Here is a 14973-nt window from a genome sequence, read left to right as displayed (position 1 = left end):
GTGGTCTGATGAGGGCGGTTGTGCTGACCGAGCCGGAGACGATGCGGCTGGTCGACCTGCCGGAACCGGAGTGCGGCCCGCGTGACGTGGTGGTCCGGATGCGCGGGCTCGGGCTGTGCGGCTCGGATCTCGCGGTGTACTCCGGCCGCCGCCGGGTGGCGGAGACGCCGTGGCTGATGGGGCACGAGGGCGTCGGCGAGATCGTCGCGGCCGGAGCCGAGGTCACCGGCCGAACGGTCGGGCAGCAGGTCGCGATCGAGCCGAACTACTGCTGTGGCCGCTGCCCCGCCTGTGTGGCGGGGTTCACGTCGGCCTGCCTGAACCGGGTGATCGTCGGGATGAACCACCCCGGCCTGCTCGCCGAGTACGTCGCCGTGCCCGCGGAGTTCACCTGGCCAGCGGCCGCCACGGTCGCGCTGGACGACCTCGTGTGCACGGAGGCGCTGACCGTCGCGCGCTCGGCCATCCGGCGCTCCGGTGCCGGGCCCGGCCAGCGGTGCCTCGTCGTCGGCGCCGGATCGCAGGGATTGTTGCTGTGCCTGGCTTTGCGGGAGCTCGGCGCGATCGCGACCGTGCAGGAACCGCACGAAGGCCGGGCCGAGTTGGCGCGCTCTTTCGGTGCCGAGCTGGTGCGCGAGTCCGACGACGGGTTCGACTTCCTGTTCGAGACCTCCGGGGTACCGCAGGCGCTGCACGCCGGGCTGGCGAAACTCGCGCCGGGCGGGACGGCGCTGCTCGTCGGCATCAGCGACCGGCCGATCGAGGTGACCAGCGCGGATCTGGTGTACCGGCAGCTGACCGTGCGCGGATCCCTGATCTACGACCACCCGGCGGACTTCGCGGACACCGTCGCCGTGCTCGGCCAGGGCCGGATCACGCCGGGCAAGGTGCTGCAGGCCAGGTTCCCGCTGGCCGACGCCGCCGAGGCGTTCGCGAGCGTCCGGTCGGTGGCGGGGAAGTCCTGGATCTCCTTCGACTGAGCCCGCGGCGCGGTCACGTCCGGCACGATGTTTCGCCCCGGCGGGTGAGCGGGTATTGCCAGGTCAACACACTTTTCGACGGAACGAAAGGAAGTGCGACGTGGCTGACCGGCTCGCGGGCAAACGAGTTGCTTTCGTGGTGGCGCCCGAAGGGATCGAACAGGTCGAGCTGACCGAGCCGTGGCGGGCGGTCAAGGAGGCCGGCGGCACGCCGGAGCTGCTCTCCACACAGTCCGGCACGGTGCAGGCCTTCGACCACCTCGACAAGGCGGACACGTTCCCCGTGGACAAGGTGATCGGAGATGCGTCCGCCGGGGACTACGACGGTCTGGTGCTGCCGGGCGGCGTGGCCAACCCCGATTTCCTGCGTACGGACAAAAGCGCTGTTTCGTTCGTCGGGGAATTCTTCCGGCAGCAGAAGCCGGTTGCGGCCATCTGCCACGCGCCGTGGACCCTCGTCGAAGCGGACGTGGTGCGCGGCAGGCGGTTGACTTCGTGGCCGAGCCTGCAGACGGATCTGCGCAACGCCGGCGCGGAATGGGTGGATGAGGAGGTCGTGGTGGACAACGGCCTGGTGACCAGCCGCAATCCCCACGATCTGCCGGCTTTCTGCGCGAAACTCGTGGAGGAAATCGCCGAGGGCAAGCACACCAAGCAGTCGGCGAGCGCCTAGGCAAGCGAAGGCGCCGGGGCGCGTGTTCACTCGGGGAGCGCGCTTCGGGCCTTCGTGGGTGTTCAGCCGCCGAGACGCGCGGCCAGCGCCATCGCGTCGGCCGGGGCGTGCACCTTCATGTCGTTGTCGAAGTACACGTAAACGTCTTTTCCTTGCCAGGAACGGATTTTCTCTGCCCACCCCTCGAGCGCTCGTTCGCTGTAGCCGCTGGCGTACAGCTCCTTGTCACCGTGGAGACGTACGTACACGAACTCCGTCGTGACCTCCTTCAGAGTGACCCAGGTGCCTGCCGAATCGGCTATCACACAGGCGATGTCGTTGTCCGCCAGCAGTTTCGGGAAATCGGGGTGCTCGAAACTGGAATGGCGGACCTCCAGCGCATACCGGATCTTCCGGTCGGGGCCGGGCTTGGTGTGCGCTTCCCCCTTGAGTTTGTCGTCGTGCTTCCGGGCCAGCGCGGCGGCCGCTCGCGCCGTCCGGGGCAGCTGGTCGAAGAAGGCCGTGAGCTGTTTCGGCTCGTAGGCCAGGTTCGGCGGCAGCTGCCAGAGGATCGGGCCGAGCTTGTGGCCCAGCGCGAGCACACCGGAGGCGAAGAAGTTCGCCAACGGTGTTTCCACGTCCCGCAGGCGCTTCATGTGCGTGATGAAACGCCCGCCCTTGACGGCGAACACGAAATCCTCCGGTGTCTCCGCCGCCCAGGCCCGGTAACGCTCCGGCCGTTGCAGCGAATAGAACGAACCGTTGATCTCCGCCGTGTTCACCTGGCGCGACAGGTACTCCAACTCGCGGCGCTGCGCCAACCCCTTGGGGTAGAAGACACCGCGCCACGGCGGATACCGCCAGCCGGACGTGCCGATCCTCAGTTCCGCGATGGAAACCTCCCTAGTCCCAGGAGAAACGCCAGTGCCTGCGGTGCACGAGCCCGCTCGCGTACTCGCGCAGGTTGCCCGGCTGGCCGGAGAAACTGCGCTCCGAGAACGCCCGGTGCTCGGCCGCCACCACCAGCGCGCGGCCCTGCAACCGCGGCGGCGCCGCAACCGAGAGCTCCAGCTCGTCGAACCCGAGCACGATCAGCGTGGCGCCGAACCGGTCTTCCCAGCTGCGCAGCACGGCGGAGATGACCGCGACCTGGTCGGTGGACTTGATCATGCCCGTCCAGCCCAGCGCGGCCGGCACGTCCGCCGGACGCTCGACGCGCACCAGGCCCAGCCGGTACGTGCCGCGGCGGGCCAGGATCGACCCCGTGTTCCCCGCCTCCGCCAGCGGGTCGACCCGGAGCGTGGATTTCCTTGCCAGGCCAGGGAAAGCGGCCCCGTACGGGCGCAGGCAACCGGTGCCGCCCGTGCAGCAGAACGGATCCCACCAGCGGCTCAGCGTCTCCGCCACGTCGATCTCCTCGACCTCGTGCAGCGCGGGCGCGAGCCTGCCGCGGTCGTCGATCCAGTCCTCCCCGTTGGCCGCGAAGCGCTCGTCGTGCGGCACCAGCACGGGCCAGAGCCCGGAGCGTTCGAACGCCGCGATGCAGTCCCGGAAGCGGCCGGGCTCGGTCAGCGGCTCGTCGGACAGCCACATCGGCCCGTGCCACCGGCCCGCGGGCAGGTCGAGAGCCGGTGCGGTGTCGATGGAAGTGATCGTCATCTGGTCCCCTCGGCGGTTCGTTTCACCAACGCGTCCGAACACTAGTTCGAGGGTACGACAGTTTTGGTCCGGCGATGACGGGCGTACCCGAGCAGCGCCAGCGTCAGCATCCAGCCGCCGGTGACCGCGACGGAGATGGGCAGCAGCAGGAAAAGCCGCTCGCCGAACACGAGCGCGAGCACCGCGACCAGCAGGCAGAAACCGGTGGTCAGCGGTAGTGCGGCGGGTTTTCGCCTCGCTACGACCAGCGGCAGCCCGCCGAGCGCGATCGCCGCCAGGCCGAACAGGGACTGGGCGCTCCCGCCGGAGATCCACAGGACGAACCAGATCAGCCCGGGTACCGCCGCGATCGCGAAAACCACCCATAAGAGGTGCCGGGACATCCGCTCGATGGTCTCGCCGTCCGCGTGCCGCGCGACGAGGAAGGCCGCGACCGCGAGCACCAGGATGATCATCACCGCGCCGACGAGCAACGCCGGTACCGCCCGCTGAATTCCTTGCGCACCAAAGAAATGCGCGCTGCCCAGCGTGCTGATCACGCCCGCCGCGCAGGCGGCGACGAGCGCTGTCACGTAGCGCGGCAGCAGCGCCGAGGTAGGGAACCCGTGCTGCGTCACGAGCCCAGAGTTCCACGGCCGACGTAAAATCATGCTTCGCTTCCCGGCCCCGGGTCGCTAGTCTCGCCGGGTGAAGCCCATCCTCGTGCCTTTCCACCAGGACGAACTTCTCCCGCCGGAAACCCTCCCGGTGCCCGTCGCACTACCCCTCGCACCTCAGCTCGCCGGTACCGACCGGTGGGCGCGCATGGCCGAGCTGTACGACTGGCTTGCCGACGAGGTCGCCGGGGAGATCCGCGTGGGCAAGATGCCGAATGTGGTTTCCGGGGACTGCCTGGTGATGCTCGGTGTACTCGCCGGTGTGCAACGCGCCGGCCTGAGCCCGTCCGTCCTGTGGCTCGACGCGCACGGCGACGTGCACACCCCGGAGAGTTCCACCTCCGGCTACCTCGGCGGCATGGCGCTCCGGTTCCTGCTCGGCGCCGCGCCCGACGCGCTCGGCAGGCTCGGTCTGCGCCCGCTCGCGGAGGAAAACGCGACGCTGGTGGACGCGCGGGACCTCGACCCGGCGGAGGCGGTGTACCTGGCCTCCGCGCAGGTCCGGCACGTGCCGCTGGCCGAAGCGCGGGCGCCGGACGGGCCGGTGATCCTGCACGTGGACGTCGATGTGATCGACAGCGGCGACCTGCCGGGGCTGCGGTTCCCCGTCTCGGGCGGGCCGTCGAAGTCCGCGGTGGTCGAAGCCGTCCGCGCGATCCGGGCCGGGGGCAACGTCATCGCTACGCACATCGCGTGCCCGTGGATTCCGGTGCAGGACCAGGAAAACCGGGCCGCGCTGCTGCACGAGCTGCTCTACTCGCAGCCGGTTTCGCCGGGCAGGTAGGCGTCGGCGTGCCTGCGATGGTGCTGTGGTGTGCGCTGCTTCGCCTACTCGCCGTCGATGTCGTCTGACAGGTAGGCGTCGGCGTGCCTGCGATGGTGCTGTGGTGTGCGCTGCTTCGCCTACTCGCCGTCGATGTCGTCTGACAGGTAGGCGTCGGCGTGCCTGCGATGGTGCTGTGTCGTGGCGCTGCTTCGCCTACTCGCCGTCGATCTCGTCTGACAAGTAGGCGTCGGCGTGCCTGCGATGGTGCTGTGTCGTGGCCCTGCTTCGCCTACTGGCCGTCGATGTCGTCTGACAGGTAGGCGTCGGCGTGCCTGCGATGGTGCTGTGTCGTGGCGCTGCTTCGCCTACTGGCCGCCGATGTCGTCTGACAAGTAGGCGTCGGCGTGCCTGCGATGGTGCTGTGGTGTGCGCTGCTTCGCCTACTGGCCGCCGATGTCGTCTGACAAGTAGGCGTCGGCGTGCCTGCGATGGTGCTGTGTCGTGGCCCTGCTTCGCCTACTGGCCGCCGGTTTCGCCGGGCAGGTAGGCGTCGGCGTCCCTGCGATGGTGCTGTGGTGTGCGCTGCTTCGCCTACTGGCCGCCGGTTTCGTCTGACAAGTAGGCGTCGGCATCCCTGATCGTGTAAGCGTAACCCTGCTCCGCCAGGAAACGCTGGCGGTGGGCGGCATACTCGGTGTCGAGCGTGTCCCGCGCGACGACCGAGTAGAAGTGCGCCTGCCGTCCGTCGCCCTTCGGTCGCAGCAGCCTGCCCAGCCGCTGAGCCTCCTCCTGCCGCGAGCCGAAGGTGCCGGACACCTGGATCGCCACCGAGGCCTCGGGCAGGTCGATCGAAAAGTTCGCCACCTTCGACACCACGAGCCGGTCGATCTCGCCGCGGCGGAACCGGTCGAACAGCGCCTCGCGTTCCTTGTTCTTCGTCGAGCCCTGGATCACCGGCGCCTCCAGTTCCGCGCCCAGCTCCTCCAGCTGGTCGAGGTACGCGCCGATGACCAGCGTCGGCTCGCCGGCATGTTTGTCCACAATAGACTTGATGACCGCCGTCTTGGTGTGCGCCGTCGACGCGAGCTTGTACTTCTCGTCGGACTCGGCCGTCGCGTACAGCAGCCGCTCGTTGTCGGTCAGCGTCACCCGCACCTCGATGCACTCCGCGGGCGCGATCCAGCCCTGCGCCTCGATGTCGCGCCAGGGCACGTCGTACCGCTTCGGGCCGATCAGCGAGAACACGTCGCCCTCGCGGCCATCTTCCCGCACGAGCGTGGCCGTGAGCCCGAGCCGCCGCCGGGACTGCAGGTCCGCCGTCATCCGGAACACCGGCGCCGGCAGCAGGTGCACCTCGTCGTAGACCACGAGCCCCCAGTCGCGCGAGTCGAACAGCTCCAGGTGCCGGTACTCGCCCTTGGTCTTGCGGGTGACCACCTGGTACGTCGCGATGGTGACCGGCCGGATCTCCTTCTTCTCCCCGGAGTACTCGCCGATCTCCTCCTCGGTCAGCGAGGTGCGCGCGATCAGCTCCCGCTTCCACTGCCTGCCCGCCACGGTGTTGGTGACGAGGATCAGCGTGGTCGCTTGAGCCTCCGCCATCGCGGCCGCGCCGACGAGCGTTTTGCCCGCGCCACAAGGCAGGACGACCACGCCCGAGCCGCCGGCCCAGAACGCTTCCGCCGCCTTGCGCTGGTAGTCGCGCAGCGCCCAGCCCTGCTCGTCCAGCGACATCGGGTGCGCTTCGCCGTCGACGTAGCCCGCCAGGTCCTCGGCGGGCCAGCCGACCTTGAGCAGCGCCTGCTTGAGCCGGCCGCGTTCGGACGGGTGCACGATCACCGTGTCGTCGTCGACGCGCGCGCCCAGCATCGGGCTGATCTTCTTGTTGCGCGCCACTTCTTCGAGCACCGCGCGGTCGGTCGTGGTCATCACCAGGCCGTGCGCGGGGTGGTTCGCGATCTGCAGCCTGCCGAACCGGCCCATCGTGTCCACGATGTCGATCAGCAGCGGCTGGGGGACCGGGAAGCGCGAATACGTGGTGAGTGCGTGCACCACCTGCTCCGCGTCGTGCCCCGCCGCGCGGGCGTTCCACAGCGCGAGCGGGGTGACGCGGTAGGTGTGCACGTGCTCGGGCGCGCGCTCCAGCTCGGCGAAGGGCGCGATGGCTATCCGGGCGTCCCCGGCCTGCGCATGGTCCACCTCGAGCAGCACTGTCTTGTCGGATTGGACGATCAGCGGGCCATCAGTCACGTCCTCCTTTATACGGCGCCGCCGAACCACTTCGTCAGCGCGTCGGTCACCGGGCCTTCGCCTGACCAGCAGACACGGCCGTCGGGCCGGTACAGCAGTGCGTCGAACTCCACGTCCGCCTTCGCGCGCACCACGTCGACCCGGCCCGCCCAGCCGGACGGCCACTCGTGGTCGCCGAGGTCGAGCAGCAGCCCGCGCCCGGAGCGGAGCAGCTCCGCCGGCCGGCCGGGACCGTCCGCGGTGGTCAGGTCGAAGTCCGGCAGGCGGCCGGGTGCGTCGAGGCCGGACATCATTCCGGCGAGGTAGCGGTTGGTGTCCGGCAGGCGAAGCAGGTCCGTGAAGATGTCGCGCAACGCGCCCACATCCGCTCGCCGGTCGTGGTTCGCCAGCACGCGCTGCGCCGAGGTGTGGTGCAGCACCCGCGCGGCCGCCGGATGCCGTTCCTCCTGATAGGTGTCCAGTACGTCGACCTCGCCGCGGATCTTCGCGGCGAGCTTCCAGCCGAGGTTGAACGCGTCCTGCACGCCGAGGTTGAGGCCCTGCCCGCCGTAGGGCGGGTGGATGTGCGCGGCGTCCCCGGCGAAGAAGATCCGCCCCTGCCGGTAGTTCTCCAGCTGGCGGGTGGCGTCGCCGAACCGCGAGAACGTCAGGACTTCTTCGAGCACGGTCTCTTCGCCGTAGATGATCCGCAGCGCTGTCCGCACGTCCGGTTCGTCGGGCCCGCCGAAGGTGAACCGGTACCTGCCGTCGCCGACCGGGACGAGCATGCCCCAGTAGTCGCCGGCCTCGCGGGTCAGCGTGCTGATGTGACCGGACTTCTCGGGCACCAGCTCGGAGACCGACGACAGCCGCACGTCGGTGAGCACGGCACGGAAGGTGCCCGGTTGCCCGGGGAAGGGCAGGTCGAGCAGCTTCCGGACGCTGCTGTGCGCGCCGTCGCAGGCGACGAAGTACTTGGCGCGCAAGGTTTTCCCGCCCGCGGTCACTGTCACCCCGTGTTCGTCCTGCTCGACGGCGGTGACCTCGTGACCGCGCAACACCGGCACACCGGCGGCACGCTCCAGTTCCTCCTCGATCATCCACTGTGGAATGGAGATCGGATAGGGATGCCTTGTCTGCCAAGGGGTTGCGTCGAGTGGAACGGGCAGTAGCGCGAAGTGGCCACCGACCTCGTCGCGCGGCAGTGATCTGGCGACCATCGGGTCCAGCAGGCCGCGCATGTCCAGCAGTTCGCTCGTGCGCGCCTGGATCGCGCCGCCCTTCGTCTGCTCGATCCGTTCGGTCAGCCGCTCCACCACGGTCACGTCGAGCCCGGCGAGGCGCAGCTCGTTGGCCAGCGTCAGCCCGGTCGGGCCCGCCCCCGCGATCAGCACGTCCATGAAAACTCCTCCCAGTGCAAAAGTAGACTAAGTGCAAATTAGCACCAAGTGCTAACCTCTGCCAATGAGCCTGCGTGAACGGAAGAAGCTGCGAACCCGCGAAACGATCTCCAACGCGGCCATCGAGCTGTTCCTGAAGCACGGGTTCGACCAGGTCTCGATCACCCAGGTCGCGGACGCCGCCGAGGTCTCCCGGCGCACCCTGTTCGCCTACTTCCCGACCAAGGAGGACCTGGTCATCGAGCGGTTCGCCGACCACGAAACGGAAAGCGGCCGGGTCGTGCGGGCGCGCGCGGACGGCGTGACCCCGGTGGCGGCCCTGCGCGAGCACTTCCTCGCCGGGCTCGCGGCGCGCGACCCGATCACCGGGCTCAACGACGTGCCGGAGATCTTCGGGATCTACGACCTCGTCCTGCGGACCCCGTCGTTGACGGCGCGGATGCTGCAGTTCAACGGCAACGGCCAGCGGGAGCTAGCCGAAGCGCTGACCGAAACCGCCGGCCTGACCCCGCTCGTCGCGCGGCTGGCCGCGGCGCCGGTCGTCTCGGTGCTGTGGACGCTGGCTTTGGCCAACCACGAGCGGATCGCGAGCGGGACAAGTGCGGACGACTGCTACGAGCACGCCGTCGAGGCGGCCGCGCAAGGATTTTCGTTGCTGGAGGACGGGCTAGGGAGTGTCGGCCTTCGGTAGCAGCGAGGGCACGTCGAGCCGTTGCGAGAGCATTCCGGTGTCGTGCATCAGATCGGCCACGCGTTGCAGGCGCACGCCGTTGAGCGAGGTCGGGTACACGCCGAGCGCGACGAGCGCGGCCGTGGTGTCGTCCACCCCGGCCACCCGTGGCAACGCCGCGCGCACCACCGACTGGTCCGACGCGCGCTGCTGCGCGTCGCCCAGCACCTGTCGGAACGCGGCCAGCGTGTGCGCGTTCGCCTGGGCGAACAGGCCGGTCGAGGCGTACGAGCTGACCGGGAAGTCCATCGTGGCGCCGCGCGAGGAGTCGGCGAGCACGCGTGCGCCCAGCTCCTGCTGCGCCTTGGTGCTGTAGGGCTCGATCATCAACGCGGCGTCCGCGGCGCCGCTCTGCAGCGCGGCCGGCATCTGGTCGAACGTGCGGGTCACGAACTTGACCTTGGTCGGATCGCCGCCCGCGGTGGCGATCATCGACCGGGTGGCCAGCGCGCCGAAGTCGGTGGCCGAGTCCACCGCGATCCTCGGCGACTTCTTGCTCGACAGGTCGGTATAGCCCGAGCCCGGCAGCGTCACGAGCACGTCGGTGTAGGGCGCGGAAGTATAAGCCTCACCTTGAAGCTGGAGCGCGGTTCCGGCCGCCGCGGCGGTGAAAAAGGCCACATCAGTGGCGAACGCCACATCGACCCTTCCGGCCGCGAGGTCATCGAGCGCGTTCTGTGAGTTCTGTTCCTCGACGAGCTCGAGGTGCAGGCCCATCCGGGTGAAGGAACCGTCCGCGACCGCTATCCGCAGTGGCGCGGTATCGATCGGGTTACCCACCCCGACCCGCAGGTCGGTGCGCTCCAGCCTGCTCTGATCGGGTGAGCCGCCGGAGCCGAACGGGCCACTGCAGCCGGTCACGAGGAGGAGCGCCGCGACCACCATGATCGCTACTCCCCGCATTCGACCCCCCTGCCGAGCGACACGAAATCCGGACGTGGGTGGAGCTTAGGATCTCCGCCCAATACCATCGCCGACGGACTGCACCGAGAGTAGACAACGGCCGAGCCCGTCCCACGCTCTAGTAGGTTAGCGATCCCGCGCCGGTGACGGTCCGTGTTCGGTTCACAGCTAGCGAAGGAAATCGATGGTCCGTCGGCAGAAGCGTCACAACGCGGGTGACGCGCCGGACCGGCGGCCCGAGATCCAGGTCGGTGGCCGGTGGCGGCTGCGGAACTGGCGCCTGCGCACGAAGCTCGCCGTCGTCCTGCTGATCCCCACGGTGAGCGTGCTCGCACTCGTCGGTGTCCAGGTGCGCGGCGACCTGAACCACGCCGACGAACTCGCCCAGCAGGCCGCGCACGGCCGTGTCGACGGCGCCGTCAACGACGTCATCCACCAGCTCCAGCGCGAGCGCGACCTGAGCGTCAAGTACGTGGCGGCCGGCCGCAGCGGCGACCTGGCCGACCTACGGGACCAGCGCGACAAGGTGGACGCCTCGATCGGTGCGGTCGACAAGTCCTTCGACACCGAACGAAGCAAGCTCTCCGACGACGGGGCCGCGAGCCTGCAGGCGACCATCGCACGGCTGGACGTGCTGACCGGGCTGCGCTTCGCGACCGAGCACTCGAACCTCCCCGCGGACGCGACGCTCCGCTCCTACAGCGAGCTGATTTCCGGGATACTCGACATCTCCGACCAGTCGGTCGCACAGATCACCGACCCGGAGCTGTCCCGGCTGCGGCTCACGGCCAACGCACTCGCGCGCGTGAAGGACCAGATGTCGGTCAAACGCGCCGTGCTCGCCGAGGGGCTCGCCGAAGGGAAGCTGTCCACTGATGAGCTGCGCGCGCTGCTCGGCGCGGACGCCGAGCTGAACGCCGCCCGCAGCGACTACCGCAAGTTCGCGACCCCGGCCGAACAGCGGATGTACGACGACACCGTGATCGGGCTGATCGTCGACACCGGCAACAACATGGTCGAGTCCGCGATCACCCGCGCCGAGAGCGACCAGAACCTCGCCGGGCTGGACCCCCAGCAGTGGGACACCGCGAGCACCTACACGATCAACCTCGCGGAGAAGGTGCAGCAGGCGCTGCAGTCGGAAACCCAGCAGCGGTGCGATTCCCTGGCCTCCGACGCCCGCCGCTCGGCGATCGTGAACGCGGGCATCGTGCTCGGCGTGCTGCTGCTGTGCATCGTGCTCGGGGTGGTCATCGCCCGGTCGCTGCTGCGCCCGCTGCGGGCGCTGCGCGCCGGCGCGCTGGACGTCGCCGAGCACCGCCTGCCTGCCGCCGTGGAGGACATCCTCGCCGACCCGCATCCCGAGGGCGCCGCGCGGCGCCGGGGCATCGAGCCGGTGCCCGTGTTCAGTCGCGAGGAGCTGGGTCAGGTCGCGCGTGCGTTCGACGCGGTGCACGGGCAGGCGGTCCGCCTCGCCGGTGAGCAGGCCTCGCTGCGGGAGAACATCAACGCGATGTTCGTGAACCTTTCCCGGCGCAGCCAGGATCTCGTCGAACGCCAACTGTCCGTTTTGGACCGGATGGAGGCGGGCGAGCAGGACCCGGAAACACTCGGCGGGCTGTTCGAACTGGACCACCTGGCGACCCGGATGCGGCGCAACAGCGAGAACCTGCTCGTCCTCTCCGGGCACGACCTCGGTGACGACCGGGACCAACCTGTCGCGGCGGAAGAGATCATCGGTGCCGCACTGTCCGAAGTGGAGCATTACCAGCGGATCGAGCTGACCGCGACGCCGGAGCTGTCGATCACCGGCGCCGCGTGCAGCGACCTCGTGCACGTGATCTCCGAGCTGCTCGAGAACGCCACCCTGTACTCGCCTGCCGACACCACCGTCACCGTGGTCAGCTCGATCACCGCGGACGGAGCCTGGGAGGTGCACATCACCGACTCCGGCGCCGGGATGCCGGAGCCGGAGATCCAGCGCGCCAACGCCCGCCTGGCCAGACCGCCGGCCGTGGACGTCGAGGTGTCCCGCCGGATGGGGTTGTTCGTGGTGGCGACGCTCGCCGGCAGGCACGACATCAAGGTGCGCCTGCGCTCGGACGTCGGCGGCGGGCTGGTCGCGATCGTCGTCGTGCCCGCGGAGCTGGTCGTCGAACACGCGCCCGCCCGGCGGGCCCCGGAGCCAGAGCCGATCCTGCTGCCCGATCCGGCACCGGAGTCCGAACCCGAATTGGCGCTGCCCGCGGTGCCCGACGAGGCGCGTCGCGCACCGGTGGAGAGCGAGCGGGCGCCGGAATGGCCGTCGGACGACGAGGAGCCCGGATCGTCGCACTACCTGGAAGAGGACGAGCCGACCGAGCGGATGCCCGCCTACCAGGCCGTGCTGTCGCAGTGGTTCCGCACCGGTGAGCACTGGCCCGTGCGCGACGAGCCGGACGAGCCCGAGTGGCCCGCCGAGGACGAGCCGGACCGGGGCGCCACCTCCGGGCAGCTGAACGGGGTGCGCGGCCCCGCGGCCACCCCCGTCGATCCGCCGACTTTGCAGCTGGACCCGGACTCCGTGCGCGGCCGGATGGCGCGGCTTCAGGACGGTTTCGCCAAGGCCAAACAAGCGCGTTCCGGTAGTCGCACCGACCCCCGGTAATCCGCTATTTGCATTCTGCACTACGCCGAATAGGCCACGATTTTGTGATGACCGTTACGGCGAATAGCCGGACCTTTATCACCCGTTCGCCGAATCTCCTTCTCGAAAGGCATTGACGAGATGCCAATACAAGGAGCAAACTCCTGCCGCACGGTTGGGTGTGAATGCGGGAGGACGGACGGTGCGGGCACTGGTCGTGATCATGGCGGCAGTGGGCGCACTCCTTGTCCCGGCGGGCGCGCAGGCGGCCACCGGCCCCGCCCTCGACGTACCGGAGTCCACCCTCGACGCGGCTCTGAACTGCTCGGATGGCATCTCCGACGCGCAACGTGACCCGGTGCTGTTGGTCCCGGGTACCACTCTGACCCCGGCCGAGTTCGATGGGAACTACGCGCGTGCGTTCGCCGCGAAAGGCTGGCCGTACTGCACTATCACCCTTCCCGACCACGGGATGGGTGACATCCAGGTGGCTGCGGAGTACGTGGTGCACGCCATCCGCACGGTCAGCGCCGAGGCCGGCCGCAAGGTGAGCCTGGTCGGGCACAGCCAGGGCGGGATGATCCCGCGCTGGGCGCTCAAGTACTGGCCTGACACCCGCGCCGACGTCGCCGACCTGGTCGGACTTGCCCCGTCGAACCATGGAACCTTGATCGCGCAAGCGGTCTGCCTGCCCGGCTGCGCCCCGTCGTTCTGGCAGCAGCGGACCGGTTCGGCGTTCATGACCGCGCTGAACAGCGGTCCCGAGACCTGGCCGGGGATCGACTACACGAACATCTACACGGCGCTCGACGAGGTCGTGACCCCGAACTTCGACGAAAACGGCAGCTCTTCGCTGCACACCGGGCAGGGCCGGATCAGCAACATCGGCCTGCAGCGGGTCTGCCCCGCGCACGTGGCCGACCACCTGACCACCGGAACCGTGGACGCACCCGCGTTCGCGCTGGTCCTGGACGCGCTCACGCACCAGGGCCCGGCCGACCCCGGCAGACTCCCGGCCGGCGCGTGCGCGCAGCCGGTGATGCCGTACGTCGATCCGGTCGCGTTGCCGGTGAACGAGGCGAATCTCGCGACGACGGTGGCCACTCAGGTCGCGCTTTATCCGCACGCACCGGCCGAACCGGCGCCGAAAAGCTATATCAGATCATGATCAAATCGGCCTGTTGCGGTTACCGCGATCTGCGATAGGTTGCGCCCCGGGTTTGATCTGCCCGAAAGCAACACCCGTTCGTGTGTAATATTACCGCTCTGTTCCTTACTACCAGTAATTGATCCATCACCGAAGATGATGGATAACGCCGCGTCAGGAGCGTCGGAATGTCCTTGTATGGAAGCGCCACCACTCGCCGTAGATTCGTCAGGCTCGCACTCGGCGCCACTGTCGCCGGGCCGCTGGCCGCCTCCGCCGGGTGCAGCGCGCTGAACGGTTCGAGCTCGGGCGACAACTCGTCCGACAGCAGCTCGGGTGGTCTGGAGAAGACCAAGCTCAACGTCGGCATCCTCACGGGCCAGCAGGGTGTGTCGACCAAGCTCGCGGAGAAGTACGGCTACTTCAAGGACCAGGGCCTCGAAGTCACCAGCAAGATGTTCGCGTCGGGGCCGGCGGCCTATCCCGAGCTCCTCAACGGGAACATGGACTTCATCATCACGAACTACATCTCGTTCTTCCAGGCCATCGCACAGAAGACGGTGCAGGCGAAGATCGTGGTGGACGTCGACCAGCTGAACGAGAACGGCCTCGTCGTGATCGCCAAGCAGGGTTCGGGCATCAAGGAGGCCAAGGACCTGGTCGGCAAGAAGGTGTCGATCCACCAGTCCGCCTCGGTGGCCGACGTGCTGCTGCGCGCGACGCTGAAGGACCACGACGTCGACCCGAACTCGGTGCACTACCAGCAGATCAAGTTCCCGGACATCCCGGCGGCGATCCAGGCCGGCACCATCGACGCGGGCGTCGAGCTGGAGCCCTACATCACCCAGGCGGAGAAGCAGGGCGCCGAGCCGGTGCTCAAGATCGTGACCGGTTCCACGGCCAACATCACCGCGGCCGGCTACATCGCGCTCGACTCGTTCATCGAGAAGAACCCGAAGACCGTCGCGGCGTTCCAGCGCGCGATGGTGCCGGCGCAGAAGGCCGCGGCCGACCGCACCAAGCTGCTCGAGGTGCTGCCGGACCTGACCGGGGTGGACAAGGACACCGCGTCGCTGCTCAACATCGACACCTTCCCGACCTCGGTCAGCGCTTCCCAGCTGCAGCGGGTGATCACCGTCATGCAGAACTACGGTGGCCTGACCGCGCAGCTCGACGCGAACCAGTACATCGTGCCGACGCCCCAGGTCTGAGAAGAGAACGACGA

General features: G+C 68.8%; 13 protein-coding genes. 7 read left to right on the top strand and 6 right to left on the bottom strand.

All coding sequences use genetic code 11. From position 1 onward, the window contains the following. The first annotated feature begins 8 nt into the window (after nucleotides 1-8). Together FPZ12_RS13240 and FPZ12_RS13235 are read left to right on the top strand one after the other, a co-directional pair. On the top strand, nucleotides 9-980 hold the full coding sequence (locus FPZ12_RS13240; protein WP_144746927.1) for a zinc-dependent alcohol dehydrogenase: 972 nt from the start codon (nucleotides 9-11) through the stop codon (nucleotides 978-980). A gap of 100 nt (nucleotides 981-1080) precedes the next feature. Then, the gene (locus FPZ12_RS13235) at nucleotides 1081-1653 is read left to right on the top strand and encodes a type 1 glutamine amidotransferase domain-containing protein (protein WP_144746929.1); all 573 of its coding nucleotides are present in this window, start codon (nucleotides 1081-1083) and stop codon (nucleotides 1651-1653) included. 62 nt (nucleotides 1654-1715) lie between these two features. On the opposite strand, the gene FPZ12_RS13230 is transcribed toward FPZ12_RS13235, so the two are convergent. From FPZ12_RS13230 to FPZ12_RS13220, 3 genes are read right to left on the bottom strand one after another with little or no spacing between them, the layout of a single operon-like run. After that, nucleotides 1716-2510: a DUF72 domain-containing protein gene (locus FPZ12_RS13230; RefSeq protein ID WP_144747005.1), complete on the bottom strand. Its 795-nt coding sequence runs from the start codon at nucleotides 2508-2510 to the stop codon at nucleotides 1716-1718. A gap of 25 nt (nucleotides 2511-2535) precedes the next feature. Continuing rightward, nucleotides 2536-3291, bottom strand: coding sequence for a DUF4253 domain-containing protein (locus tag FPZ12_RS13225; protein WP_144746931.1), 756 nt, complete (start codon nucleotides 3289-3291; stop codon nucleotides 2536-2538). 41 nt (nucleotides 3292-3332) lie between these two features. Then, complete coding sequence (locus FPZ12_RS13220; RefSeq protein WP_144746933.1) at nucleotides 3333-3908, bottom strand: hypothetical protein; 576 nt, start codon at nucleotides 3906-3908, stop codon at nucleotides 3333-3335. Between the two features lie 70 nt (nucleotides 3909-3978). Here FPZ12_RS13220 and FPZ12_RS13215 point away from each other — a divergent pair, with 70 nt between their 5' ends. Next, the gene (locus tag FPZ12_RS13215) at nucleotides 3979-4731 is read left to right on the top strand and encodes an arginase family protein (RefSeq protein WP_144746935.1); all 753 of its coding nucleotides are present in this window, start codon (nucleotides 3979-3981) and stop codon (nucleotides 4729-4731) included. Between the two features lie 573 nt (nucleotides 4732-5304). Here FPZ12_RS13215 and FPZ12_RS13210 read toward each other — a convergent pair. Further along, entirely contained in the window at nucleotides 5305-6963 is a 1659-nt protein-coding gene (locus tag FPZ12_RS13210; RefSeq protein WP_144746937.1) for a DNA repair helicase XPB, read from the bottom strand. Between the two features lie 8 nt (nucleotides 6964-6971). Further along, nucleotides 6972-8342, bottom strand: coding sequence for an FAD-dependent monooxygenase (locus FPZ12_RS13205; protein ID WP_144746939.1), 1371 nt, complete (start codon nucleotides 8340-8342; stop codon nucleotides 6972-6974). 64 nt (nucleotides 8343-8406) lie between these two features. On the opposite strand from FPZ12_RS13205, the gene FPZ12_RS13200 reads away from it, so the two are divergent. Further along, nucleotides 8407-9033 carry a TetR/AcrR family transcriptional regulator gene (locus FPZ12_RS13200; RefSeq protein ID WP_144746941.1) on the top strand — a complete coding sequence of 209 codons (627 nt, stop codon included), beginning with the start codon at nucleotides 8407-8409 and terminating at the stop codon, nucleotides 9031-9033. Here the strand turns inward: FPZ12_RS13200 and FPZ12_RS13195 are convergent. After that, nucleotides 9010-9975 carry an ABC transporter substrate-binding protein gene (locus tag FPZ12_RS13195; protein WP_144746943.1) on the bottom strand — a complete coding sequence of 322 codons (966 nt, stop codon included), beginning with the start codon at nucleotides 9973-9975 and terminating at the stop codon, nucleotides 9010-9012. The two genes, FPZ12_RS13200 and FPZ12_RS13195, sit on opposite strands and share 24 nt — an antisense overlap. 184 nt (nucleotides 9976-10159) lie before the next feature. Here FPZ12_RS13195 and FPZ12_RS13190 point away from each other — a divergent pair, with 184 nt between their 5' ends. The 3 genes from FPZ12_RS13190 (at nucleotide 10160) to FPZ12_RS13180 (ending at nucleotide 14959) form a co-directional block, all read left to right on the top strand. After that, nucleotides 10160-12622, top strand: coding sequence for a nitrate- and nitrite sensing domain-containing protein (locus FPZ12_RS13190; RefSeq protein ID WP_144746945.1), 2463 nt, complete (start codon nucleotides 10160-10162; stop codon nucleotides 12620-12622). Between the two features lie 181 nt (nucleotides 12623-12803). After that, a complete protein-coding gene (locus FPZ12_RS13185) occupies nucleotides 12804-13769 on the top strand; it encodes an esterase/lipase family protein (RefSeq protein ID WP_243769822.1) in 966 nt (321 codons plus the stop codon). Nucleotides 13770-13936: 167 nt separating this feature from the next. Next, entirely contained in the window at nucleotides 13937-14959 is a 1023-nt protein-coding gene (locus FPZ12_RS13180) for an ABC transporter substrate-binding protein (protein WP_144746947.1), read from the top strand. The last annotated feature ends 14 nt before the right edge of the window (nucleotides 14960-14973 follow it).

Source organism: Amycolatopsis acidicola, assembly GCF_007713735.2.
GTDB lineage: Bacteria > Actinomycetota > Actinomycetes > Mycobacteriales > Pseudonocardiaceae > Amycolatopsis_E > Amycolatopsis_E acidicola.
Note: the sequence above shows the minus strand (reverse complement) of the source record. Positions and strands in the feature narration are given on the sequence as shown.

Excerpts from the sequence above, each read along its gene's own strand:
- FPZ12_RS13240 (WP_144746927.1), top strand. The coding sequence starts at position 9 with ATGAGGGCGGTTGTGCTGACCGAGCCGGAGACGATGCGGCTGGTCGAC.
- FPZ12_RS13225 (WP_144746931.1), bottom strand. The coding sequence starts at position 3,291 with ATGACGATCACTTCCATCGACACCGCACCGGCTCTCGACCTGCCCGCG.
- FPZ12_RS13205 (WP_144746939.1), bottom strand. The coding sequence starts at position 8,342 with ATGGACGTGCTGATCGCGGGGGCGGGCCCGACCGGGCTGACGCTGGCC.
- FPZ12_RS13200 (WP_144746941.1), top strand. The coding sequence starts at position 8,407 with ATGAGCCTGCGTGAACGGAAGAAGCTGCGAACCCGCGAAACGATCTCC.
- FPZ12_RS13195 (WP_144746943.1), bottom strand. The coding sequence starts at position 9,975 with ATGCGGGGAGTAGCGATCATGGTGGTCGCGGCGCTCCTCCTCGTGACC.
- FPZ12_RS13190 (WP_144746945.1), top strand. The coding sequence starts at position 10,160 with ATGGTCCGTCGGCAGAAGCGTCACAACGCGGGTGACGCGCCGGACCGG.
- FPZ12_RS13180 (WP_144746947.1), top strand. The coding sequence starts at position 13,937 with ATGTCCTTGTATGGAAGCGCCACCACTCGCCGTAGATTCGTCAGGCTC.